The sequence below is a fragment of the Tumebacillus lipolyticus genome (genome assembly GCF_042682745.1).
In the GTDB taxonomy this organism is placed as follows: Bacteria; Bacillota; Bacilli; order Tumebacillales; family Tumebacillaceae; genus Tumebacillus_A; species Tumebacillus_A lipolyticus.
The window spans coordinates 415,345-440,034 of the sequence record NZ_JBHUIO010000009.1; the positions used below are offsets into that span (position 1 = coordinate 415,345).

24 protein-coding genes and 2 tRNA genes are annotated in these 24,690 nt (G+C 54.1%); 2 read left to right on the top strand and 24 right to left on the bottom strand.

Translation table 11 applies throughout. The features are described from left to right. Positions 1-41: 41 nt before the first annotated feature. Complete coding sequence (abc-f, locus tag ACFSOY_RS16045) at positions 42-1,874, bottom strand: ribosomal protection-like ABC-F family protein (protein ID WP_386048300.1); 1,833 nt, start codon at positions 1,872-1,874, stop codon at positions 42-44. Between the two features lie 373 nt (positions 1,875-2,247). Beyond that, on the bottom strand, positions 2,248-3,057 hold the full coding sequence (locus ACFSOY_RS16050) for an alpha/beta hydrolase (protein ID WP_386048302.1): 810 nt from the start codon (positions 3,055-3,057) through the stop codon (positions 2,248-2,250). A gap of 98 nt (positions 3,058-3,155) precedes the next feature. Here ACFSOY_RS16050 and ACFSOY_RS16055 point away from each other — a divergent pair, with 98 nt between their 5' ends. After that, the gene (locus tag ACFSOY_RS16055; RefSeq protein ID WP_386048304.1) at positions 3,156-3,353 is read left to right on the top strand and encodes a hypothetical protein; all 198 of its coding nucleotides are present in this window, start codon (positions 3,156-3,158) and stop codon (positions 3,351-3,353) included. Between the two features lie 31 nt (positions 3,354-3,384). On the opposite strand, the gene ACFSOY_RS16060 is transcribed toward ACFSOY_RS16055, so the two are convergent. From ACFSOY_RS16060 to ACFSOY_RS16155, 20 genes are all read right to left on the bottom strand, one after another. Then, positions 3,385-4,068, bottom strand: coding sequence for a Crp/Fnr family transcriptional regulator (locus tag ACFSOY_RS16060; RefSeq protein ID WP_386048305.1), 684 nt, complete (start codon positions 4,066-4,068; stop codon positions 3,385-3,387). Positions 4,069-4,364: 296 nt separating this feature from the next. Beyond that, on the bottom strand, positions 4,365-4,631 hold the full coding sequence (locus ACFSOY_RS16065; RefSeq protein ID WP_386048307.1) for a late competence development ComFB family protein: 267 nt from the start codon (positions 4,629-4,631) through the stop codon (positions 4,365-4,367). Positions 4,632-4,840: 209 nt separating this feature from the next. Continuing rightward, positions 4,841-5,386, bottom strand: a complete 546-nt coding sequence (locus ACFSOY_RS16070; protein ID WP_386048309.1) for a TlpA family protein disulfide reductase — start codon at positions 5,384-5,386, stop codon at positions 4,841-4,843. Between the two features lie 12 nt (positions 5,387-5,398). Continuing rightward, a complete protein-coding gene (locus ACFSOY_RS16075) occupies positions 5,399-5,971 on the bottom strand; it encodes a MauE/DoxX family redox-associated membrane protein (RefSeq protein WP_386048311.1) in 573 nt (190 codons plus the stop codon). Continuing rightward, a complete protein-coding gene (locus ACFSOY_RS16080) occupies positions 5,959-7,788 on the bottom strand; it encodes an ABC transporter ATP-binding protein (protein ID WP_386048313.1) in 1,830 nt (609 codons plus the stop codon). The genes ACFSOY_RS16075 and ACFSOY_RS16080 overlap by 13 nt, the downstream gene beginning before the upstream one ends. 335 nt (positions 7,789-8,123) lie before the next feature. Further along, positions 8,124-8,675 (bottom strand): hypothetical protein, encoded by a 552-nt coding sequence (locus tag ACFSOY_RS16085; protein ID WP_386048315.1) that lies wholly within the window; start codon positions 8,673-8,675, stop codon positions 8,124-8,126. A gap of 407 nt (positions 8,676-9,082) precedes the next feature. Continuing rightward, complete coding sequence (pyrE, locus tag ACFSOY_RS16090) at positions 9,083-9,715, bottom strand: orotate phosphoribosyltransferase (protein ID WP_386048317.1); 633 nt, start codon at positions 9,713-9,715, stop codon at positions 9,083-9,085. Between the two features lie 19 nt (positions 9,716-9,734). Beyond that, on the bottom strand, positions 9,735-10,460 hold the full coding sequence (gene pyrF / locus ACFSOY_RS16095) for an orotidine-5'-phosphate decarboxylase (protein ID WP_386048319.1): 726 nt from the start codon (positions 10,458-10,460) through the stop codon (positions 9,735-9,737). Further along, positions 10,457-11,389, bottom strand: a complete 933-nt coding sequence (locus ACFSOY_RS16100; RefSeq protein ID WP_386048321.1) for a dihydroorotate dehydrogenase — start codon at positions 11,387-11,389, stop codon at positions 10,457-10,459. The genes pyrF and ACFSOY_RS16100 overlap by 4 nt, the downstream gene beginning before the upstream one ends. Further along, the gene (locus tag ACFSOY_RS16105) at positions 11,390-12,157 is read right to left on the bottom strand and encodes a dihydroorotate dehydrogenase electron transfer subunit (RefSeq protein WP_386048323.1); all 768 of its coding nucleotides are present in this window, start codon (positions 12,155-12,157) and stop codon (positions 11,390-11,392) included. Positions 12,158-12,180: 23 nt separating this feature from the next. Then, on the bottom strand, positions 12,181-15,375 hold the full coding sequence (gene carB, locus ACFSOY_RS16110; protein ID WP_386048325.1) for a carbamoyl-phosphate synthase large subunit: 3,195 nt from the start codon (positions 15,373-15,375) through the stop codon (positions 12,181-12,183). A gap of 1 nt (position 15,376) precedes the next feature. Then, on the bottom strand, positions 15,377-16,459 hold the full coding sequence (locus tag ACFSOY_RS16115) for a carbamoyl phosphate synthase small subunit (protein ID WP_386048326.1): 1,083 nt from the start codon (positions 16,457-16,459) through the stop codon (positions 15,377-15,379). Positions 16,460-16,488: 29 nt separating this feature from the next. After that, positions 16,489-17,775, bottom strand: a complete 1,287-nt coding sequence (locus ACFSOY_RS16120; protein ID WP_386048327.1) for a dihydroorotase — start codon at positions 17,773-17,775, stop codon at positions 16,489-16,491. Between the two features lie 26 nt (positions 17,776-17,801). After that, positions 17,802-18,761, bottom strand: coding sequence for an aspartate carbamoyltransferase (pyrB, locus tag ACFSOY_RS16125; RefSeq protein ID WP_386048329.1), 960 nt, complete (start codon positions 18,759-18,761; stop codon positions 17,802-17,804). 162 nt (positions 18,762-18,923) lie between these two features. Beyond that, the gene (gene uraA, locus ACFSOY_RS16130) at positions 18,924-20,183 is read right to left on the bottom strand and encodes a uracil permease (RefSeq protein WP_386048331.1); all 1,260 of its coding nucleotides are present in this window, start codon (positions 20,181-20,183) and stop codon (positions 18,924-18,926) included. Between the two features lie 140 nt (positions 20,184-20,323). Then, complete coding sequence (gene pyrR, locus ACFSOY_RS16135) at positions 20,324-20,878, bottom strand: bifunctional pyr operon transcriptional regulator/uracil phosphoribosyltransferase PyrR (RefSeq protein WP_386048333.1); 555 nt, start codon at positions 20,876-20,878, stop codon at positions 20,324-20,326. A gap of 235 nt (positions 20,879-21,113) precedes the next feature. Next, positions 21,114-22,094, bottom strand: coding sequence for an RluA family pseudouridine synthase (locus ACFSOY_RS16140; protein WP_386048335.1), 981 nt, complete (start codon positions 22,092-22,094; stop codon positions 21,114-21,116). Then, complete coding sequence (lspA, locus tag ACFSOY_RS16145; RefSeq protein WP_386048337.1) at positions 22,094-22,573, bottom strand: signal peptidase II; 480 nt, start codon at positions 22,571-22,573, stop codon at positions 22,094-22,096. The genes ACFSOY_RS16140 and lspA overlap by 1 nt, the downstream gene beginning before the upstream one ends. 216 nt (positions 22,574-22,789) lie before the next feature. Next, positions 22,790-23,497: a TraR/DksA C4-type zinc finger protein gene (locus tag ACFSOY_RS16150; protein ID WP_386048339.1), complete on the bottom strand. Its 708-nt coding sequence runs from the start codon at positions 23,495-23,497 to the stop codon at positions 22,790-22,792. Positions 23,498-23,529: 32 nt separating this feature from the next. Continuing rightward, positions 23,530-23,898, bottom strand: a complete 369-nt coding sequence (locus tag ACFSOY_RS16155) for a DUF5665 domain-containing protein (protein WP_386048341.1) — start codon at positions 23,896-23,898, stop codon at positions 23,530-23,532. A 205-nt stretch (positions 23,899-24,103) separates the two neighbouring features. On the opposite strand from ACFSOY_RS16155, the gene ACFSOY_RS16160 reads away from it, so the two are divergent. Continuing rightward, positions 24,104-24,289, top strand: coding sequence for a hypothetical protein (locus ACFSOY_RS16160; protein ID WP_386048343.1), 186 nt, complete (start codon positions 24,104-24,106; stop codon positions 24,287-24,289). 155 nt (positions 24,290-24,444) lie between these two features. On the opposite strand, the gene ACFSOY_RS16165 is transcribed toward ACFSOY_RS16160, so the two are convergent. Further along, positions 24,445-24,531, bottom strand: a tRNA-Leu gene (locus ACFSOY_RS16165). An 8-nt stretch (positions 24,532-24,539) separates the two neighbouring features. Further along, a tRNA-Thr gene (locus ACFSOY_RS16170) sits at positions 24,540-24,615 on the bottom strand. Positions 24,616-24,690: the final 75 nt, after the last annotated feature.

Sequence of the window (24,690 nt, forward strand, 5' to 3'; positions counted from 1 at the left end):
CATTTTTAGTGACGGGTATGTCACCCACCCTTTTTCCTTGATCAAGGCATTGCCCGGAGTTCCTGCTGGACGGCTGTCAACAACACCGTTGCCCGCGCTCGCTCCTCCGGTCGTGTCGATCGGTCGTCAAGAATCGCAGCGAGACGAGACAGCTCCATCTGCAGGATCATCCGCTGCTCATGCTGTTGCAAGTCCTGGGAGGAGAGGCGCTTGCGCTGCTGATGTTCCCGCCATTCCTCCCATCCTCCGGCAAAGTGACAGACTTCGCCCGATGTAAAATGCAGCAGACTTGTCGCCAGCCGCCGCACCAGATAGCGGTCATGCGAGACGAGCAACAACGCACCCGGGAAGTGTTGCAGCGCTTGTTCCATCTGCCGGCGTGACTCGATATCAAGATAGTTGGTCGGCTCATCGAGCACCAGCACATTGGCGCCAGAGAAGTACAGTTTGACAAACGCCACTCTGCATTTCTCCCCTTGGCTTAGCTCACCGACTTTTTTAAATACATCTTCTCCTCGAAACAGGAACCCCGCCAGCACAGTCCGCGCTTCTGTCTGCGTCAACGTCTCTCCCGCCAACACTTCCTCCAAAATGCTCCTCGACAGATCGAGCGACTCCAGCTCCTGACCAAAATAGCCGATTCGCACCTGTGAGCTCATCTGCACCGAGCCTGCGGTTGGCCGCTGCACACCTGCGATCACTTTGAGCAGCGTGCTCTTTCCAACCCCGTTCGGTCCGATCAATGCCAACCGTTCCTGCCGTCTGACCGCAAAATTCACCCGATCGTACAGCAGCCGTTCACCAAATTTGACCGCAACGTCCTCCAGCAAAAACAGGCGGTTCGCCAATTTATCTGTCGTATCGAACGAAACGCGAATCGACCGCACCTCTTTGACCCGCTCGACCCGGTTCGCCTGCAGACGCTCCAGCTGTTTCTCCTTGTTGCGCATCCTGCGAATGTGCCCTTTTGTCCGTTCCCGGTTCGCACCGCCAGCATCATGCGCGCGGAGATACCATGTTTTGTACATGCTGATCAGCTCTGCTAAGTGTTGCATCTCCGCCTGTTGCTTCTGATACATCACCTGCTGTGTACGACGTTCCAATTCCTTTTGTCCCTCATAGGCGGTGTAGTTCCCCGGATAGGAAGCGAGCTGTACGGCGCTCAACTCCAAGATGCGCGTTGCGACGCGATCCAGAAAGTAACGATCGTGTGAAACGGTCACCACCGTACCGGGAAATTTGCGGATCATCGCCTCCAACCAATCCATCGTCGCTTCGTCAAGGTGGTTGGTCGGCTCGTCGAGCAACCAGATCTGTGCCTCTTGCAGCAGCAATTTTGCTAACTGAGCTCTCGTCTTCTGACCACCGCTCAGCATGCTCAGCTCCAACTCCCAAACATCTGGAGGCAGCCCCACCTCTCGCAACACGCGCTCCACTTCGCTGTCATACGAGTAGCCGCCGATCGTCTCAAAACGCTCTTGCAAGGCACCATAGCGAATGAGCAGCTCCTGCTCATTTATTTCCCGAGAAATAGAATTCGACAACTCCGCTTCGATCGAGCGCAACTGCATTTCGACCGAAAGCAACTCCCGCTTCGCCTGTCTGACAAACTCCCTTGTGGTCAAATCGTCGGCACAGACGAGCTGCTGTGTCAACAACCCGATCTGCTCGCGGGACACTCGCTCATCCCAGATCACTGAACCAGCATCAGGTGTCAGCTCTCCGGTGATCACTCGAAACAAGGTGGTCTTGCCAACTCCATTAGCCCCGACGATCGCTACTTTTTCGCCCCACGCGATCTTCGCTGTCACATTTTCAAACACGGTCTTCGTGACAAACATCTTTTTTAAACCGCTCAATTTTACAGCATGCATTGTGAATCCCTCCATCTGTTCGAAGGGCACCCACACAAAAAAGCTGTGGTCGATATCGGACCACAGCTTCGAACAATCTGCACTCTTCCATTCCCACAAAACATCAAACGGAAAAAGCAACGCTCTTCCCTGTTTGATCGTCTGTACTCATAGATTGGTGAGCGTGCGATCATTTCTACATGGGTCCACTTCGAGAGTTTAAGAATAGGACAGACCTATCCCGCTCTCGCAACTATCAGATAGTTGCGTTTGAATTCTGTTCACCGATTCGATTGGTGAAGGTCGAATTGCAAACTTAGTTGATCATGTAGAATCTCGATGCCACCTTTCGTGAAGTTGGGAATGTATTACAGAGTTAGTATATGGGAACACGCTAGGGTTTGGCAACCCACTCGATCATTTCTCGCATGATTTCTTCCCGCTCAGGTTCATTGAACAGCTCATGGTAGCACTGCGGATAGTGGATAAATCTGCTGTTCTCTCTGTCTGGCACCTTTTGAAAAAATGGCTCCGCTTCTTCCGGTGCGACCAGCCGATCTTGCCCCGCTTGCATCAGGAGGATCGGCACACCGACCTTTCCGGCGCGGTTGCGGGCAGATTCTGAAGCGCGCACGATCTCCTGATACCAGCGTGCGCTGACCACTCCGCCGCAGAGCGGATCTTGCGCATAGGCGGCTACCACATCTGGTGTGCGGGAGAGGAACTCAGTATCGATCCCGCTTGGCATGCGCAATTTGGGCAGCAATCGATCGAGCATTTTGGCGATCGTTCGCTTCCAAGGCGGGATCTCCACAGCAACTCGCAAGAGCGGGGAGGAAAGCACCGCTTTGACAAGTTGCGGATGATCATGCCCTCGCTCTTGTAAAAAGCGCAAGACGACCAATCCCCCCATGCTGTGGCCGATCAGGATCACATGTCCCGTGGTGCCGCCTTGCGCTTTCGCCTGCTGCACCCACTGCTCGACCGCATCCAGATATTGATCGAAGCGATCGATATGTCCATGCAAACCTGCTGAACGGCCAAAACCGGGCAGGTCTCCGGTGATGACCGAGATGCCGCTCGCATTCAACTTTTCAATCACATGCGCATAGCGACCGCTGTGATCGGATGCGCCGTGGACGAGCACTGCCGTAAGCGTTGCGGGTTGCTCCGCCGCAAAAATTTGAGTATGAACACCGCTCATTCCATTCCCTCCCCTTTGATCAGATCGGCACTGGTTGTTCTGCATGATGTCCAACTTCCATATACTCGCACCAAAACGGTCGAACAGGGGGAGCTGACATGGAAGACAGAATGTTTTACCTCATCCGGGATGCTGTCGGAATCGCCGGAAGTCTTGCGGAGGTCGTCGGGATCATTTTCCTCGTCACCCAATTCGCTCGACCGAAGAAGACGGTCTCCAAAGCTGTGATCAAGCCCCGCCGCATTCGCCCACAGGGTCAACGCGCTGCCAACGTCCATACGTATGATGCACAATAGTCCAAAAAGGGAGCGGTATCCCCCCGCTCCCTTATTTCATCTCGGCCAATACTTTCTGGTCGAGAAGTATAATATGCCGTTTTTTCACATCGATCCAGCCGTTCGCTTTAAACTCGTTTAAAATTTTGCTCGTCGTCTCTCTTGTCGATCCGATCAAAGAGGCGATATCCTCGTGGGTCAGCTTGATCCCGACCTGTACACCGCCATCGACGCGCTCACCATGAACATCGGCCAACTTCAGAAGCAGGCGTGCCAGGCGCGTTTGCACATCGTAAAACACGAGATGTTCGATCTGCTCTTGCGCTTCGCTCAAGCGATGTTCGACGATCTGTGCCAACTTCAGCGATACGCTCGGATTGCGCAACGCGATTTTTTCAAAATCTTTCTTATCGATCACGCAGATCTGCGCATCATCCAGCACCTCGGCAAAGTTCCGGCGCGGCTCGTCAGCAAAAAGAGCGTTCTCTCCGAACACATCACCCGGCTCCAAGATCACCAATGTAAAATGCTTTCCGGTTTCTGAAAGACGAGAGATGCGCACTCGACCCGACTTTAACATATATACCTGATTGCTCGGCTCATCCGGCGTGAAAATGTACTCCCGCTTCGGAATGATCGTCGACTGACTGCCGCGTCCCAGCATGTCAAGCTCATCTTCGTTCAGGTCCTTGAACAGCTCATATTGACCGAGGTAGCAGATTTCACAATTGCTCATGGCAACTGCCCTCCTCATCTCAGGATCTTCAGTCTCATATTAGTTACTTTTATAAAGTATCACAGAAAGGTGCTCCTCGCAACGTGAAAATCACGCAACAAACGAAAAGGTTGTGACCGCGATCCGCTCGGTTATCAATAGGTTCCCCACATCAGAAACTGCTACTACTCGAAGCTGACAGAAGATAAAAAGCGCGAGCCGCCAATGGGCGATCTGTTGGTCGCCCTTCGTTCGACCGATCAGGATGCGATGAAAAAAAGCTTCTCATCAGTCGATGAGAAGCCTGCTGTGATTGCTCACTCATGAGACGGCTTGGCCGAGACGATGTTTGCAGCCCGCGCGATCTCTCGCAAAACATCCGCCTGCATCTGCTCGTCCATCATCCGCGCCTTCACGATGACTCTGCCTTTGTCGTGTGCTACATAACGAGGTGACAAAGCGTTTAGTGTGACAGCCAAGATGTCATTTTTACAGAGTTGACAGGTACATTCGATCTTCAGATTCTTCCAATGCTCTTCCATGACATCTTCCACGATCTGCTCCATCAGGTTGGTGACCTTCATCGCTCCTACCTCATCCCGTCTTCTTAAGAAATGTTATTGATTAGTTTAATATCTTCTACATGATTCACCAATTTCCCTGCAAAGGAGTGAGAGTAGCATTATCTTCAGTCAACGTTGAACGAATCTGGCCCTCCAGAACAGCCAATCTGCCAGCTTGCTCATGCATCAGCTCTTCACCTGCGAGCGCTTCGAGCGAGAACTTGAAAGTTTTAGACCGCTTGTTGATACGAGCGCTCTAACAAGCTGACCATGTGCAAATAATTATCGATATAATCAAAGTGAACAATGACACCATTCGGATCGATGATGAATAACATCGGCACTTTGTCCACAAAGTAGCTCTGGAACACATCTGACGAGTAGCTCAGAGAGATCCCTTCTGGCAGGACTGCTTTCGCCTCCGGTTCCTCGCCCTCATCGATCAGCACCAGCCGCATGCTAAAATAATGGTCTGACAGCTGGGCTAGCTTTGTCGTGATGTCAAGACAGGTGCCGCAGCTTGAATTTTTAAACAGGATCGCCGTGTATCGATTCTCTGGCGCGGGAAGCCTCACCATCTCTCCACGCTGATCGATCAAGCGAAAGAACGGTGACTGTTGCCCAACCTTTAGCGTTGTCCGATCGAGCTTCCCATCCTTGATACGGAAGCGGTTTAAGAAGTCCCCGACCATGCGCGCGAGATAAAAAAAACAGGCGATCAGCGCGATCATACAGATCCACAAAACGATGTTAGAGATCACCAGAAATGTTTCCATTCGATATCCTCCTCATCTCGATGGCAGCAGCGATTCGATGCGCTTGCCAATGCCGAACAGTGTGGTCATGCTCATGTAGAACAGCAGGCTAAATAATCCGATCAGCAATGTGATCCAATATTGCCCACCGATCACCTCGCTGAGTGAGACACCTGAGAACAAAAGATCGAAATGTCCCAAAGTGCCCGTGTACTCTGTCAACCAACCGCCGATCAGAAACAGCACTGTATTGCGTATTGCTAACCACCATGACAAATGATGATTGCCCGCAACTCCCCCACAGCCACATGAGATCTCTCGCCGCCCCCGAAGCAGATTGATCGCAATCGCCAAGGTGTACACGACGAGCAAGCTCATCGTCGTCCAGGCGGCAATCGATTGGTAGAAACCGCTCAACAGTAGCAATCCTACCGCAACCTCTGCGATGACTTCACACCACCCGAACGGTTTGATCAGCGATGCTGGCAAAATGCGATAATCTTTCAAGATCGAAAAATGCTCCGGCATCTTTTTTAGTTTGGAGATGCCACTGCTGAAAAACATCACCCCCAAGATTACCCGAAAGATCAGTGTCAACTCCTCCATGCTACCGCCTCCTGCAATCCTTCTATCTCCTCCGAATACCATTGCGCCTGCATGCGGTACATCCGCGCATACTCTCCGTTTTGCGTCTGCAACTCCTCATGCGTCCCCGATTCGATCAACCGCCCTTCTTTCAACACAAAGATTCGATCTGCCATTCGAGCAGCCGCCATCCGATGGGAGATAAATAGGGTTGTCTTCCCTGCTGTCAGCATTTTGAACTGGCGGAACACTTCCATCTCCGCTTGCGGATCGAGCGCAGCTGTCGGCTCGTCCAAGATCATGATCTGACCTCCGCTGAACAGCGCGCGGGCGATCGCAATTTTCTGCCATTGTCCGCCCGACACGTCTTCACCATCGAACAGCGTGCGACCGAGATTGGTTGCATAACCATCCTCCAAATGTTGCACCAATCGATCGACACCGCTTCGTCGGGCCACCTCTTCTAACTTTTCCAGATTATCTAGTTGGTCGATGTCACCGAACGCGATGTTTTCGCGAACCGTCAAGGAATATTTCATAAAGTCTTGGAAGATGACCGTGATGTTTCGGAACAGGTCTCGTTCTTCAATCGACCGAAGTTCAAGATCGTCAAACATGATCTGGCCTTTGTCCACATGGTATAGCCCCATCAGACATTTCACCAACGTCGTCTTCCCCGAGCCGTTTTCTCCGACGATTGCAATCTTTTCGCCAGGCTGTATCTGGAAGCTGACATCTTCGATCACACGTCGCTCCGTATCAGGATATCGAAATGTCACATTTTCAAATCGAATCCCTTCTTGCAGTTGCTTCGGGAAGGGGAGATCACCGCGCACAGAGGATAGGCCACCTGCCGGTTCCTCAAGGTCGATAAACTGGAAGAAGTCGCGGATATACAGCGTTTCTTCAAAAATTCCGGCGAGACGAAACGAAATTTGATTGATGCTGCTTTGCGTGCCATGCACAGCCTGCCCCATCGAAACAAAATCACCGATCTGCATCGACTTGACGCGCATCAACCAGATCATCACGCCTGCCGCTCCAAGATAAAGGACAGCTGTCACCGCTTCCAGCGCGATTTCGATCCCCTGCTGTTTGCGCATCAGGTGCAGCGCTTCCCTCGCATTCTTCAAATACCTCTTTGACCACCGATTGATCAGATAGCTACCCAAGCCAAACAATCGGATCTCCTTAGCTCCTTGTCGATCCATGATCAACTGCGACATATAGGATGCTTCTCGTGCCACAGGAGTTTGATGAAGCATCAGCCAAAACTTTTGCTGTCCAAACTTTGCGTGGACGATCAGCATCGGAACCGCACCGAGCAAACTGAGCAACAAAAAGCTCCAGTGTAGCGTCAACAGGTAGCCGAGCAGTGAAAAGAGGCTAATACATGCTTGAAAAATCTCAAATGTATTTCTCACAGGAGCGAGAAAACGACCCCCGGCTCCAGAATTAATGCGAGTAAGATGATGATAATATTGCGGGTTCTCAAAGTACGCCAGCGGAACAGAAACAAGTTTTTCCGAAATTTTCTTTTGTAGGTCATGGTTTAACAACACTTCCATCCTTTGATCGAGCCAGCTTTGCAGGTTGCGGAGTGCGACTGCGACCACCGCAATCCCAAACTCTAACAGCAGCAGCCAGATCGTCGGTCCGTATTCATGTACCTCACCTTGGATGATCGCTGAAACGGAGTTGACCAACTCCTTCGTCACCCAGATCGTCGCAAGGGGTAGCGACCCGATCAGGATGTGCAGAAAGATCGATGAGATCACCCACCACTTGCCACTCTTCCAAACCAAGCTCATCGCACAAAATAAATATCGAATTCCCATGAGTACCTCCCTTGACAAGGGATCAAAATTGGGCATGAGAAATGGAAAAGGAGGCCGACTCCAGTCGAGCCTCCATCTCATCCTAAGTTGGGCATCCGCAAACTCCCATATCACGATAGCCGCAGGATTGACCAGTAGAGCTGTCATAGTAGTAGACGCGCGCTCTGTTGTACCCGCCTATACCTGTGCAGATCAAGATACATTGTGCATCCTGATAAGTACTGGAGCAAGGCTGTGCTGAAGCTTCTACATTTGCCATTTTGCCCACAAGGCGCTTTAACATATTTTTCACCTCCTTTCAACGAGGTTAATCCTCTGGGAAGTTAGCACTCTGATCAAGTCAAGATCAGATCATCTGCGATTTGCTCATGTGCCCTCAAGAACTTCGCCGTTTCACTTTCTAAATCCCCGATCCTTGACACTGCGACGACGATCGTACCTTTCTCATCGACAAGCAAAAAGCCTGGGATGAGATTGAGCTCTAGCTCTTGGAACATCATTCCTGATACAGGTATCAAAGGCAATCTCTCATAGACCGTTCGAAACTTTTGAAGTTGTCCTTCCTCTTCAACTTGAACTAAGCAAACATGAGGCAACGAGTACTGGGGAAGATACAATTTGTGAAACTCTTCCATACGATTCAGACAATAAGGACAAGTCGCAGACATCAACATCACGATTGCCCACCCCGCCTTCACATTCTCAGGTAGAGGGATGCGTGTATCGATATGCGAAATGTGTTTACCGACTAATGGATGAACATCCACCGCTCCCGTTCCGTATCGAGGTAGCAGCGCGATTTCCCCTAGCGTTTTTTTACATCGACTCAGGAAGATCAGAATGGCTGCCACCACCATTGAGAAGAAAAATGAAAAAAGTATGTACACAGCCCTTCGACTCCTTTATATTATTTTATTTTACACACATAATAATAGATAATCATTAACAAGTCAATATAAAATATGAATTTTATAATTATTCAGTTAAATTTGAACGCGTGATAATTACTCGAAATTCTATCCGACCTTTCTATTCATTCTTCAACTCTCTGGAGAGCCGCTCCCCATGCTTCTCTGAGAGACATCACTCTTTTCGTTTTCATAAAAAGGAGGGGCGCTTATCCAGTATCCTTTGCCCAACTTGTTCATTCACGCATCAGCTCTTCACCTGCAAGAGCTTCGGTCGAGAGTTTGAAAGTTTTAGACAGCTTGTCCACTTGCACACAACAAAAAAAGGATCAACCGAACGCTCATCGGTTGATCCCTTTTCTCATCTCATCGATTTCTTCATGCTGTTAGAATTTTTCAGGCGCTTCTTTCCATTGTTGCAAGAGGGTCAGATCCTCCGCAGAAACGTATCCCAGTTCCACCGCGATCGGCAGGAGCGCCGAATAGTTGCTCAACGTGTCAAACTGGCAGTTGGCCGCTGCGAAGTTGTCGGACGCTTTTTGGAACTGGTAGGAGAAGATCGCCGCAACGCCCAAAACCTCTCCCCCCGCTTCGCGCACCGCTTGCACGCCGTCGAGCACAGAGCCGCCTGTGGAGATCAAGTCTTCGATGATCACCACTTTTTGGCCCGGTTTCAAGGCGCCTTCCACCTGGTTGCCTTTGCCATGCTTCTTCGCGGAGGAGCGGATGTAGATCATCGGCTTGTTCAGCTTCTGCGCAGCAAATGCCGCATGTGCAATCCCGCCTGTCGCCATGCCTGCGATGATGTCCACCTCGCCATACTTCTCTTGAATCAACTCGGCAAACCCCTCTGCGATCAGATCGCGCACTTCTGGGTAGGAGAGGGTCAAGCGGTTGTCACAGTAGATCGGCGAGCGCATACCGGAAGCCCAGATGAACGGCTCGTTCGGGCGCAGGGATACCGCTTGGATGTCGAGCAATGCTTTTGCAATTTTGTTGCCGATGGTCGTGATCGTCATGGAACGTACGCCTCCTCGATTATCTTACTTCTTCCAAAATCCGCAATGCTGCCGCCTTCGGGTCGTCCGCATGCGTGATCGCCCGGCCGATGACCAGATAATGCGCGCCTGCCGCAAGCGCTGCGGCTGGTGTCATGATCCGCTTCTGGTCATCGCTCGCCGCCCAGGCGGGTCGAATGCCCGGAATCACAGTCAGAAACTGGTCTCCGCACGCCTCCCGAATCGCTGCGATCTCATGGCCGGATGCGACAACGCCGTCCAATCCAGCCTGCTGGGCAAGTTTGGCATAGTGCAGCACGGAGCGCTGTACATCGCCTGCAATTCCGATCTCCTCGTTGAGCATCGCCTGCGAGGTGGAAGTCAGCTGGGTAACTCCGATCAGCTTGGGAACTTGAATCCCAGACGCTTCTGCACGCTTGATCGCCGCCTCTTTCGCGCGCTTCATCATCTCCAGACCGCCGGCGCAATGGACGTTAAACATGTAGACACCATGCGCGGTCACCGAGTCGGACGCACCTGCCACCGTGTTCGGAATGTCATGAAACTTGCAGTCCATAAACACTTGAAAGCCCATCTCGTGCAAGCGATGTAAGATTTCCGGTCCGCTTTTGAAAAACAGCTGCAGGCCGACTTTCATCGTCTTGATCGTATCGCCAAGCCGCTCTGCCATGCGCAGCGCATCGTCCATGTTGTCATAGTCGAGCGCCACAAAAATTTTCTCCTCCGGTCGCAAGTTGGCTCTCATCGCGCCATCTCCTTCCACGCTGCTCCTTGCAGGTCGCGCACGCGCTCCACACCATTTTGTTCACAGAACTCACGAATACCTTCGATGATCTCCGGACAGGCAAGCGGGTTGACGAAGTTGGCCGTGCCGACCGCGACAGCAGCCGCTCCTGCCATCATAAACTCGATCGCATCTTCGCCGGTCATGATTCCCCCCATCCCGATCAGCGGGATGTTGACCGCCTGTGCCACCTGATAGGTCATGCGCACGGCGACCGGTTTTACCGCAGGCCCTGACAACCCGCCGACGCCGTTGGCGATCAGCGGTTTTTTCTTGTTCAGGTCGATCGACATGCCGACCAGCGTGTTGATCAGCGAGATCGCATCCGCACCTGCCGCCTCGACCGCTCTTGCCATCTCGACGATGTCGGTGACGTTCGGGGACAGTTTGACGATCACCGGCACTTTCGAAACGCGCTTGACCTCGCGCGTCACGTGTGCCGCCTGTTCTGGATCGGTCCCGAACTGAATGCCGCCGCACTTCACATTCGGGCAGGAGATGTTCACTTCGATCGCATCCACATCTTCGCTGTCCATCAATCGTTCGGTGACCGCCACATAATCTTCGACCGTCGTGCCGGCAATGTTGACGATGACCGGAATGTCATATTTCCGCAGGTGCGGCAGCTCTTCGGCGATCACCTTTTCCACACCAGGGTTCTGCAGCCCGATCGCATTGAGCATCCCGCCCGGCGTTTCTGCCACGCGCGGCGTCGGGTTGCCCAGCCGTGGTTCGAGCGTTGTCGCTTTGACGGTGATCGCACCGAGCGTGCTCAGATCATAATAGTCGGCAAACTCCTTGCCGAACGCAAAGCAACCGGATGCGGTCATGACCGGATTTTTCAGCTTGAGGGAGCCGATTTCCACCGCGAGATCTACGTTTGCCTTCATTTAGAAAACCACCTCCGCCGCCGAAAAGACTGGCCCTTCTTTGCACACTTTCTTATAGCCGATCGTGCCGTCCGCCATCACGCAGGAAGTGACGCAGGCCATGCAGGCGCCGATTCCGCATCCCATCCGCTCTTCGAGCGACAGATAGCCGTCCACTTTGCCTTCCATCTTCTGCTGCACCGCTCGCAACATCGGCGTCGGGCCACAGGCGTAAAAACGGTCTGCGCTGGCCAGCAGCTCATCTGTCATGTAGTCGGTGACAAATCCTTGCTTGCCGAGCGACCCATCGTTGGTCGCCACCAAAACTTCACCATACGCGCTCAGCTCATCGACCAGAATCGCCACATTCTGGCTTTGAAACCCGATGATCGAAGTGACCTTCACCCCGTTTTGGGTCAGTTGATCTGCCAGTTCAACCATCGGAGGCACGCCGATCCCGCCGCCGATCAGCAGCGCGTGCCGATCGGTTTCGTGCAGTTTGAAGCCTTTGCCAAGCGGGCCGAGCACATCGAGAACATCCCCCACCTTTTTCGCTTGCAGCAGTTTGGTGCCCTTGCCGCCAACGCGGTAGGCGATGCCGATGCCCGTCTTCTCCCCGAGCACTTTGCACAGGGAGATCGGCCGTCGGAGCAGGTGATCCACTCCGTCGGTCACGCGGATGTGCAAAAACTGACCGGGAGTGTAGATGAGGTCTTCCGGCGCTTCAAACGCCAACCACATCATGTTGCGGGCGATTTCTTTATGTTCGAGGATCGTAAGCCGTGCCATTCATCAAAGCCTCCTTTGGTCGTCTAGTAGTTGACCGCTCCGAGCGGAATCGTCGAGAAGCGGATCGATTGCAAGACTTCGAGCATCGCTTCGGCAGTATCGAGCGAAGTCAAGCACGGGATGCCATGCTCTACCGCTTCCCGTCTGATGCGGAAGCCGTCGCGAGTCGTCTCTTTGCCGCGGGTCAGCGTGTTGATCACCATGTCCGCTTTGCCTTGGCGAAGCAGGTCGACCAGGTTGGGCGATCCTTCAGCCAACTTCTTCACTTCGGTGACAGCGATGCCATGCTCGCGAAGCAGTGCGGCCGTTCCTTGCGTAGCGAGGAAGCGGAAGCCGAGGTTTGCGTAGCCCTTGAGAATCGGCAGCGCTTCTTCCTTGTCCTTATCCGATACGGTGGCGATGATCGTCCCATACTCCGGAATGTCGATCCCGCCTGCGAGCAGACCTTTATACAGCGCTTTGGCAAAAGTTCGCTCCTGCCCCATCACCTCTCCGGTCGATTTCATCTCCGGGCCGAGCGTGACATCGACACGTCGCAGCTTAGCGAAGGAGAAGACCGGAACTTTCACCGCGACCATCTCTTTCGGCTCCGGCCAGAGCCCGTTTTGGTACCCTTGCTCTGCGAGCGATGTCCCGAAGATGATGCGCGTCGCCACGTCCACCATCGGCACGCCGGTCACTTTGGAGAGGAACGGCACGGTGCGCGAGGAGCGCGGGTTGACCTCGATCACGTAGACTTGATCTTTTGACACCACATACTGGATGTTCAGCAGCCCTTTGATCTTCAGGGCGCGCGCAATCTTGGTCGTGTATTCGATGATCGTCTCTTTCAGGTGCGGGTAAAGCTTTTGTGTCGGGTATACGGCGATCGAGTCGCCAGAGTGAACGCCTGCGCGCTCCACATGCTCCATGATGCCTGGGATCAGCACCGTCTCGCCGTCGGAGATCGCATCCACTTCGATCTCAAGCCCGGTCAGATAGCGGTCGACCAGCACCGGATGCTCGGTGTTCACTTTTACCGCGTGGTGCATGTAGTGCAACAGATCCTGCTCGTTGTAGACGATCTCCATCGCCCGGCCGCCCAGAACGTAGGAGGGGCGCACGACGACCGGATAGTCTGTCTCGTTGGCCGCCTCGACAGCCGCCTCGACCGTAAAGACCGTCTTGCCCTGTGGGCGCGGGATATCAAGGTCGGTGAGCAGCTGATCGAATTTTTCTCGATCCTCCGCTCGGTCGATATCCTCAAGCTGCGTGCCGAGGATCTTCACACCGCGCTTCGCCAGCGGGGCTGCCAGGTTGATCGCCGTCTGACCGCCAAACTGCACGATGACACCTTCTGGCTGCTCGCGGTCGATCACATGCATGACATCCTCGATGTGCAGCGGCTCGAAGTAGAGGCGATCGGAGGTGGAGAAGTCGGTGGAAACCGTCTCCGGGTTGTTGTTGATGATGATCGATTCGTACCCCGCGTCTTTCAGCCCCCACACGGCGTGAACCGAACAGTAGTCAAACTCGATGCCCTGTCCGATGCGGATCGGACCTGAGCCGAGCACCACCACTTTTTTGTTGGTGCTCTCCGCCACCTCATCCTCTTGCTCGTAGGCGGAGTAGTAGTACGGTGTCGCCGCGTCAAATTCGGCTGCGCAGGTGTCCACCATCTTGTAGACCGGGCGCAGGCCGAGCGCGAGCCGAGACGCATAGACTTCCTCTTCGCTGATGTTCGCATAGCGCGCGATCGTGCTGTCGGTGATGCTCCACTTTTTTGCCCGCTTGAAGTTCTCTTCGTTCAGCCCCTGCTCAGCGATCGATTGCAAGAGTCGGACGATGCTTTCCACTTTGACGAGGAACCATTCGTCGATCTTGGTCAGATCGTGCAATTGCTCCACCGTGTAGTTGCGCTTGAACGCTTCGGCGAGCAGGAAGAGGCGCTCATCGTCCGCCATGATCAGGCGCTTTTCCAACGCTTCCTGATCGAGTTCCTCAGCTCCCGGCAGATCGAGCGAGTCGAGACCGATCTCCAGCGACCGCACCGCTTTCATCAGCGACGCTTCAAACGATCGCTCGATCGCCATCACTTCGCCTGTCGCTTTCATCTGCGTGCCGAGCACCCGTTTGGCCGAGACGAATTTGTCGAACGGCCAGCGCGGAATCTTTGTCACCACATAGTCGAGCGCCGGTTCGAAGCAAGCGTACGTCTGTTTGGTGACCGGGTTGATGATCTCATCCAGCGTGTAGCCGATGGCGATCTTCGCCGCGATCTTGGCGATCGGATAGCCGGTCGCCTTCGATGCCAAGGCGGAGGAGCGGGAGACCCGCGGGTTGACTTCGATCAGGTAATATTGGAACGAATCTGGGTCGAGAGCGAACTGAACGTTGCATCCGCCTTCGATGCCGAGCGCCCGAATGATGGTCAGCGCCGAGGTGCGCAGCATCTGATATTCGTGGTCAGACAGCGTTTGTGAAGGTGCGACGACGATCGAGTCGCCTGTGTGAATGCCGACCGGGTCGAAGTTTTCCATGTTGCAAACCACGATGCAGTTGTCGTTTTTGTCACGCATCACTTCGTATTCGACCTCTTTAAACCCTGCGATCGAGCGCTCGACGAGCACCTGCGAGATCGGCGAGAGCTGCAGGCCGAGGTTGACGATCTCCTCATATTCGGCCCAATCTTTCGCGATGCCGCCACCAGTCCCGCCCAGCGTGTAGGCAGGGCGGATGATGATCGGGAAGCCGAGCTCTTCAGCAAACGCCTTTGCCTCTTCATACGTGTTGACGATCTCCGATTCGGGTACCGGTTCTCCGAGCACGTTCATCAGCGAGCGGAACTCCTCACGGTCTTCCGCCTGCTTGATCGAGGAGAGTGCCGTCCCGAGCAGTTCGACGCCCTCTTGCTCCAGCACGCCCATCTCGTGCAGCTTTACCGCCAAGTTCAGCCCGGTCTGGCCGCCGAGCGTCGCGAGCAGCCCGTCCGGCTTTTCCTGCCTGATGATCTGAGCGACAAACTCAGGGGTGAGCGGCTCCACATACACTTTGTCTGCTGTATCGATATCGGTCATGATCGTCGCCGGGTTGGAGTTGACGAGCACCACTTCGATTCCTTCTTCGCGCAGAGCATGGCACGCTTGAGTGCCCGCATAGTCGAACTCTGCCGCTTGTCCGATGACGATCGGACCAGAACCGATGACGAGGATTTTCTTGAGGTCTGTACGCAATGGCATTTTATTTCCCCTCCCAGTGATCTTCAATCATCTCCATGAAACGGTCGAACAGGTAGTCAGAATCATCTGGACCTGGACGCGCTTCCGGATGGTACTGCACGGAGAAGACCGGATGTTCGGTGTGACGGACACCTTCGACCGATCCGTCGTTCTGATTGATGTGCGTCAGTTCGAGCCCCGTGCCTTCCAACGTTTCGGGAAGCACGACATAGCCGTGGTTTTGCGATGTGATGTAGCATCTCCCGTTGAGCAGGTCTTTGACCGGATGGTTTGCTCCGCGATGGCCAAACTTGAGACTGCCCGTCTTCGCTCCACAGGCGAGCGAGATCAGTTGGTGACCGAGGCAGATACCGAAGATCGGAACCTGTCCGATCAGTTGGCGCACCGTCTCGATGATCTCGTTCAGGTCGGCCGGGTCGCCAGGGCCGTTGGAGAGCATCACGCCGTGCGGCTTCCAGTTCAGAATCTCCTCTGCCGACGTGTGTGCAGGCACGACGGTCACATCGCAGCCGCGCGCGACGAGGGAACGCAACACGCCCGCCTTCATCCCGAAATCCATCGCGACGATGCGGCGATTTTTGCCTGGGCTTCTGTAGGTCGACTTGGTGGTCACCTGCGCCACTTGATCGCGAGGCAGCAGTCCGGACGCATTCAGCTTCGCCACATACTCTTCCACCGGCAAGTCCTGCGTGGTGATCACGCCCGCCATCGTGCCGTGAACGCGGATTTTTTTGGTCAACATCCGCGTGTCGATGCCTTCGATGCCGATGATGTTGTTCGTCTTCAAGTATTGATCGAGACTGCCCATGTTCCGCCAGTTGCTCGGATGAGTTGACCACTCGCGCACGACAAACCCGCGCACATGCGGATGGTTCGACTCGATATCGTCCACGTTCACCCCATAGTTGCCGATCAAGGGGAAGGTCATCGTGACGATCTGCCCATAGTAGGACGGATCGGTCAGCACTTCTTGGTAACCGGTCATCCCCGTGTTGAACACAACCTCTCCGAACGATTCCCCTTCTGCGCCAAACGCGTTGCCTTCAAACACCGTTCCGTCTTCTAAGATCAGCCTTGCTCGCATTTGCTCCTCCACCTTTCTCATGTCCGTACTCAGTTGCCGCGGTATGTGATGCGACCTTGGTTGATCGTCAGCACGCTCCAGCCTTTGATCTTTTTGCCCAAAAATGGGGTGTTGCGGCCTTTCGTCTTGAACTCTTCTACCGTGACGGTGCGCTCCGCCTCAAGATCGACGATCGTCAGGTCGGCCACATTGCCTACGGCGATCACACCGCGATCGATCTTAAACACGTTCGCCGGGTTGATCGTAAACTTTTTCACCAGCTCATGCAGTGCAATCTGTCCCGTTTCAACCAGCTCGGTGTACAGGAGCGGGAAGGCGATTTCCAGTCCGACAAAACCGAACGGCGCCGTTTGAAAGGGGCGTTTCTTCTCTTCCTCCGTATGCGGCGCATGGTCGGTCGCCACCATGTCGATCGTCCCGTCGAGCAGACCGCGCAGGCAGGCTTGACGGTCTTTTTCGGTGCGGATCGGCGGGTTGACCTTCATGTTCGCATCTTGAGCGTCCGTCCTGTCGATGATCTCTTCCGTCAGCAGCAGATGATGTGGGGTCACTTCTGCTGTCACTTTTAGTCCGCGGCTTTTCGCATAGCGCACCAGATCGACCGACCAAGCGTCGGAGATATGGCAGACGTGCAGATGCGCGCCGGTCTCTTCGGCGAGCAGGATGTCGCGAGCGATCATCACGCTTTCGGCCAATCCCGGAATGCCCGGCAGGCCGAGGCGCTTGGAGACGACACCTTCGTTCATGCAGCCGTCTTTGGCGAGGTCTTCATCCTCAGAGTGGATCACCACCGGCAGATCGAGGCTGGCGGCGATGCGCATCGCCTCTCTCATCATCGAGGAGGACTGCACGCCGACACCATCGTCGGTGATGCCGATCGCGCCCGCCGCTTTGAGCGCCGCGATGTCGGTGAGCTCTTCGCCAAGCTCCCCTTTGGTGATCGCACCGTACGGAAGCACTGTGCAGGAGCCCTCTTTGGCTGTCGTCTCATAGATATAGCCGATCAGCTCCGGCGAATCGATCACCGGACGGGTGTTCGGCATGCAGGCGACTGTGGTAAACCCGCCGCGAGCAGCCGCAGCCGTCCCCGTCTCGATCGTCTCTTTCGCTTCGAAACCTGGCTGGCGCAAATGCACGTGCATATCGAGAAAGCCCGGCAGGATCGCCTTGCCTTGCAGGTCGATCGCCTCATGCCCGCTCGCTTCGATCTGCTCGGCCACCGCTTCGATCCGATCTCCTGCGATCAGAATGTCAGTTGCCTGCAACTCACCCGTCTCCAGATTCAGCAGTCGTCCATTTTTCAGTACGAGTCCCATCGTCATCCTCCTCTAGTGAACCTTTCTCAGACCATCACTTTTGCCAACGCTTCCAGTTCTGCACCCGCCTGTTTGCCCTCAAGGCAGTAGGCGAGCAAGGCCATGCGAATGTAGACACCGTTTTTCGCCTGTCTGAAATATGCGGCTCGCGGGTCAGCATCCACCTCTGGCAAGATCTCGCCCGCTCGTGGCAGCGGGTGCAGGATGATCGCTTTCTCATCCATCAGCTTGAGCACTTTCTCATCGATCACATAGCGCCCCGCCGCGTTCAGATACTCTTCTCCGCTCGGGAAGCGCTCCTTTTGGATGCGCGTCATGTACAGCACATCCACCTTGGCGGCAACTTCATGCAGATCGTTTTCTTCAAAGTAGGTCACGCCCTGCTCATCGAGGTAGTCTTTTACCTTTTTCGGAATCGGGCAATTTTCTGGCGAGACGAAGTAGATCGTCACATTTTTGTACTTCGCCAGCATATAGGAGAGCGAGTGGACGGTGCGACCGTAGGTCAGATCGCCAACCATCGCGATGCGGATGTTGTCGATGCTCCCACGCTCTTTTTGAATGGTGAACAGATCGAGCAGAGATTGTGTCGGATGTTCACCCGCGCCATCCCCTGCGTTGATCACCGGGATGCTCGATACTTTCGCGGCCCGCGTGGCAGCGCCGACTTCATTGTGTCTGAGCACGATCACATCTGCGTAAGACGAGATCACTCGGATCGAGTCTTCGAGCGTCTCCCCTTTGATCGCTGAGGAGAACTGCGACGCGTTTTCGGTCGAGATCACCTTCCCGCCGAGGCGCATCATCGCCGATTCGAACGAAAAGCGCGTCCGCGTGCTCGGTTCGAAGAACAGGGCTGCCATGATCTTGCCGTTTAACAGGTTCGAACCACCGTTTGCTGCTGTGTATTCCATGATCTCCGCCATGCGGAACAATTGATCCAATTGATTCCGGTCAAATTGATGAGCACTCAGCACATGATACATCAGAGCTACCTCCCGTTTCTTTTCCTAAAAAAGACTCCCATTGCGATGGCAAGGGAGTCCAGCAGACAGCGTAAACTACACGTCCGATAGAGCAGACCTTACCAATCTCTCGTATTGGTTTAAAGGTGCTGTGAGGAACAGAACGTTTCTATTTTCACCTATTCACTTTTTTTGATGCTCAGCCGCTTCCAAGCTCTCCTTGGCCGCACCCTCTTCATTGATCCCTTTGGGCAGAACCAAGTTGAGCAAGATCCCGGCGAACGTCGCCAGCGCCATACCTTCGATCGGCAGCTCACCGATATGAATCTTCGCACCGCCAACGCCGAGCACCAGAATCACCGAAGAGATGATCAGGTTGCGCTTGTTGCCGTAGTTGATCCCGCTTTCGACCAGCATGCGCAAGCCGGCAGAGGCGATGATCCCGAACAGCAGGATCGAAATGCCGCCCATGACCGGAACGGGAATCGTGGAGATCAGCGCCGATATTTTGCCGATGAAGGCGAAGAGGATCGCAAACACTGCCGCTCCGCCGATCACCCAGACCGAGTAGACCCGAGTGATCGCCATCACGCCGATGTTTTCCCCGTAGGTGGTGGAAGGAGGACCGCCGACCGCCCCTGCGATCGCAGTCGCGACGCCATCGCCGAGCATCGAGCGGTGCAAACCTGGCTTTTTCATCAGCGGTCGACCGACGATGTTTTCTGTCACCAGCAGGTGCCCGACATGTTCGGCGATCGTGACCAGCGCGACCGGCGCGATCAAGAGCGCCGCAGTCCAGGACACTTTCGGAGTTTGGAAGTCAGGCAGTGCGATCCAGTCCGCCTTTGCCACCGTTGTGAAGTCGACCATGCCTTGCGTCACCGCGAAGATGTAGCCGCCGATGATGCCGAGCAAGATCGGAATGACCCCGAGAAACCCGCGGAAGAAGGCAGAAGCGACGATTGCGACGATCAGCGCGACCATCGCCACCGTCCAGTCTTCAGCCGCCATGTTGACCGCAACGCCCGCAAGGCCGAGCCCGATGACGATGACGATCGAACCTACGACGACCGGGGGCAACAGCTTGTTCAGCCACCCGATCCCTGCACCGCGAATGATGAAGGCGACGATGATGTAGACGAGACCTGACACCAAGCATCCGAACAGGGCAGCCTCCGGGCTTTCCGCTTTCGAGACGGCGATGATCGGTGCGATGAAGGCGAAGGAAGACCCGAGATACCCTGGGATCATCCCTTTGGTCAACAGAATGTAGATCAAGGTGCCAATCCCGCTGGTCAGCAGGGCGATCGCCGGGTTCAACCCGGTCAAAAATGGGACGAGCACCGTGGAACCGAACATGGCGAACAGATGTTGCAGACTAAGTGGTACCGATTGCAAAAGCGGCAAGCGTTCGTTCACATCGACAATTCGTTGTTGGCTCATGCTGTTTTTCCCCCTTGATGCAAACTTCCGGGAATAAAAAACCTCTCCGCAGGCGCCGTCGGAGAGGAGGTGTTGGCAACGCGGGGCAGAACATGCCCTGTCACCAAGCAGCTCACTCTTTCGCGCCTCACAGGACCCGATTAAAGAGCGTTTGCTTTTTCTAAGATGATCACTTTGTCTTGTTGTTCGATCTCGTCGAGGTTGACCGCGACGACTTCCTCCCGGGAAGTCGGAACGTTTTTCCCCACATAGTCTGGTCGAATCGGCAGCTCGCGATGCCCGCGATCCACCAGGACGGCCAGTTGAATCTGCCTCGGTCTGCCGAGATCGATCAGCGCATCGAGCGCCGCGCGAACGGTGCGACCGGTAAACAGCACATCATCGACCAGCACGACCGTTTTGTCGGTGATGGCAAAATCGATCTCCGAGCCGTTCACCACCGCCTGTTCGCCGCGTTGTTTCAGGTCGTCACGATACAGCGTGATGTCGAGGGTCCCGACTGGAACCTGAACCTGTTCAAACGAGGCGATGCGGTCTGCCAACCGTTTGGCGAGATGGATGCCTCTCGTCTTGATCCCGATGATCACGAGCCCTTCCGTTCCTTTGTTCTTCTCGACAATTTCGTGGGCGATGCGCGTCAGGGCACGTCGAATGGCTTCCGCATCGAGCAGCTGCGTTTTCTCTGTCAGTTCCATCGTGGTTCCTCCCATCCTCACAAAATCTGCTGATAGTGTCCCCTGTTGCCGACAAAAAAGACTTCCTCCCAGGCGGGAAGAAGTCTACCGTTTGTACGCATACAGCAGAGTATAGAGTGCCGACGATGCTCGCAAGCACCTCAGCCTCCAAATACCGACTCCTTTCCGATCTCACAGGATCAGTTTAAAGGACCTATTCAGTTCTATTGAAGAATAACAAGATTCGCGAGGCTCGTCAAGCCTGTTGTCGCAAAAAGTCGATCAACCGCACCAGCTCTTCCGGAAGATCTGAGGAAAATTCAAGGTACTCTTCTGTGCGCGGATGCACAAAGCCGAGCACCTGTGCGTGCAGCGCTTGTCCTTCTAAAATCTCGTCATAGCGGTTTCGCTTCTGGTTGCCATACTTCGGATCGCCGACGAGCGGATGTCCGATAAAGTCCATATGAACGCGAATCTGGTGGGTGCGGCCCGTCTCCAGCATCAGTTCGACCACCGTATGCTTCTCCAAGCGCTCCAGCACTTGAAAATGGGTGATCGCCTCACGACCGCCTTCACGGATGACAGCCATCTGCTGACGATGTACCGGGTGGCGTCCGATCGGAGCTTCAACGGTGCCGAGATCATGTTGCAACACGCCGTGCACGACCGCGATGTATTTGCGAGTGACCGTATGCGCTTTTAATTGGGACGCCAGATGGCGATGTGCAAGATCATTTTTCGCCGCCATCAGCAGACCGGACGTATCCTTGTCGATGCGGTGAACGATCCCTGGGCGCACTTCCCCATTGATCCCCGACAGGTCTTTACAATGAAAGAGCAACGCGTTGACCAGCGTGCCGCTCGCATGTCCAGCAGCCGGATGAACGACCATGCCGCGCGGCTTGTTGACCACCACCACATCTTGATCCTCATAGCGAACGTCGAGCGGGATGTCTTCCGCCACGAGCGTCACTTCGACCGGATCTGGCAGATCGAGCGTGATCACATCCCCCTGACGGACTTTATAGTTCGATTTGATCTTCTTTCCATTGACGAGGATCGACTCCCCGTCGATCAGATCTTGAACCTGCGTTCTCGACAGATCGCTGACCCATGCTGGCAGGAGCTTGTCGACTCTCTCGCCCGCCTCTTCCTCGATCGTCCACGACATCGTCTCGCGCTCTTCAAGATCGCCTTCTTGCCCGAGATCAAGATCGGGCTTGCGCATTTCCCCCATCACGCTTCCTCCTTACGAGTGACCCTCTTTCTCTCTTGAATCCATTCGGCCAGCATCGAGAGCACCAACAGCCCCACCCCGATGTTGATCGCAACATCCGCAATGTTAAAAATTGCAAAATCAACAAACTGCAAATCAAAAAAATCGGTTACTTCGCCAAACAACACGCGATCGATCGCATTGCCGATCGCACCACCCAAGAGCAATGCTAAGCTGATCTCTCTGACCGGGCGACCTTTTAGCTCGCCTTTGGCGCGAAAATAGATTGCGCCAACGATCACAACCAGCGTGCTCAAGATGAAGAACCATTGCTGTCCCTCCAAGATGCCAAATGCGGCACCTTGGTTGCGGTGTGAGGTCAGATTGATCAATCCATCCAACAGCGGAATCGACTGTGCGACTTCCATGTTCAGACGTATGTAGTATTTCATCACTTGGTCGAGCGCGACCACCAGAGCGATCAATAGATAGAACAACATCTTGTCACCTCGAAGGGCAAAAAGCCCGTTTTTTGCTTGCCCATTGTAGCATATCCCCCAGTGAGTGACAAGTTCGCCAGCCGCTGGAGAACACCTGCTGCGCGCGCGACTCGCATCCATTTGTCGACCAGCGGGAAAATCTGATCACTATGATTCGGTGGGCTTCCGCGAGTCAAAAAGCTCTGTGCCATCTGGCAGCACAGAGCTTTTTGACCATCAATACGTTTCGTTCGCTTCATTCCACGCTCTGCGATACGCATCGTTGCGGACGAACTGCGGATCGTCTACAGGATTTCCCTCAATATCGGTGATGATAAACCCTTCGATATCTTCCACATAACCGATTCGCTCATTCGCTTCATAATAGTTGTCAACCGGATGAGCAGACTGCGGATTTTCATCATTGGTTGCTGCCGTCCCGTACCGCGCTACCGCTTGCCAGGCGTCTTCCCCGTCAAAGCCGTTGTAGTCATCTTCATTATCGAGGAACGATCGCCCAAAGCCTGGATGAAGGTATTCCTCCTCCACAGGCCGATCTCTGATGTAATCCTCCTCATCCAACTCTTTTTGACATTCGATACAGTGTCGCGCAGCCGGATTCGCTTCCAGTCGAAGATAGGGAATGCCTGTGCCACACTGCGCACAAGTTCCAAACTCCCCGTCCTCCATTCGCTCCAACGCATCATCGATCTCTTGCAGGCGCAAACTATCCGCATCGCGAAGCGACAGATCTTTGGAGCGCTCAAACACTTCGCTGCCGATATCAGCAGGATGGTTGTCATAATGGGAGAGTTCACTGATCGACTCTTCCAGTGACTGCTGTAGACCGTACGAATCATTCTCATCCAGTCGATGGCGAATGTCGGTGATCTCTCCTTCGAGCTGATGTCTCAACCGTTTGATCTGGCCTCCAGTTAAACTCATCGTATATGCACCCTCCTGTTTTGCTTTTGTATTTATCGCACATATGGATTGCCCAGATTGGATTGGACGATGCGCACGAGCTCAGCTATATAGTCTCCGATCAGCGGCAAGCCTAGCAACTGCAATTTTTGCAACAGGTAGACGAGAGTGGCACCGATCACAGAAAACCCGATACCAAGCCCTACACCGCGGGCAACGCCGCCTAGCAAGCTGTAAAAGATCATGCGCCGCGGTCTGTTGAGCATCACGATATAGTCGGCAAAGTTCGCCTTTTCCATGTGGATCGCCAGCCGCTCGACCTGTTCGCTCAAGAGTTTCACTCTGTCTTCCAGCAGCGGCTGGTTGTTCTCGGGTGACACTCGTTCCGTTCGACGCGTTTGGCCAAGCGGATGCTTCCCCATGATCAATCCCCTCCTGCATATCGCTACTATTCCCCATCGCAAGGCTCCCCATGTTGAGCGATCTTTGGAAGTTGTGCACAGGAAGGCACAAAATTGTCACAGTTTTGAACAAGGATGCCTTGAGGTAGCGCTTTTATCAGGTGTATGATGAAAAATAGAATTGATGTCCGTACGTCTATTTGTCGGTTAGAGAGGAGTCTGTCAGGTGCGCCGTCACACTGTACGCTCCCTGGCCTCCATTATGATTTGGGTCGGGGGAGTCGAACTGTTTGCAAGCTTCTTGTCGAAAATGCTCTTCGATTATGTCATTCCCTACTCGCAGGTCTTTATCGCCCTGCTCTTGGTCGGCTTCGTGACATGGATCGTTTCTACAGCATTCTATTGGAAATAAGAAAAGCGGCCCTGCGATGGCCGTTTTTTAGTGTGAAGCGATCCTTGAGCCAAGTCATTCAGACTTCGAAAATGTTTGCAACCGCTCGATCGATACGCACACACATTTCTACATCAAAAAACCCATTTCTTCAAGAGAAATGGGTTTTTATCGTTTGGTGCGGTCAAGAGGACTTGAACCTCCACAGGGTTGCCCCCACAAGAACCTGAATCTTGCGCGTCTGCCAATTCCGCCATGACCGCATGATAAATGGTGCCGATGACAGGACTCAAACCTGCGACCTATCGATTACGAATCGATTGCTCTATCAACTGAGCTACATCGGCAAAATGATGTTCCCTGAAAACCGGATGCGAATGTGAGTCGAAGAAAAAGAACTTAGGATAAGCCCTCGACCGATT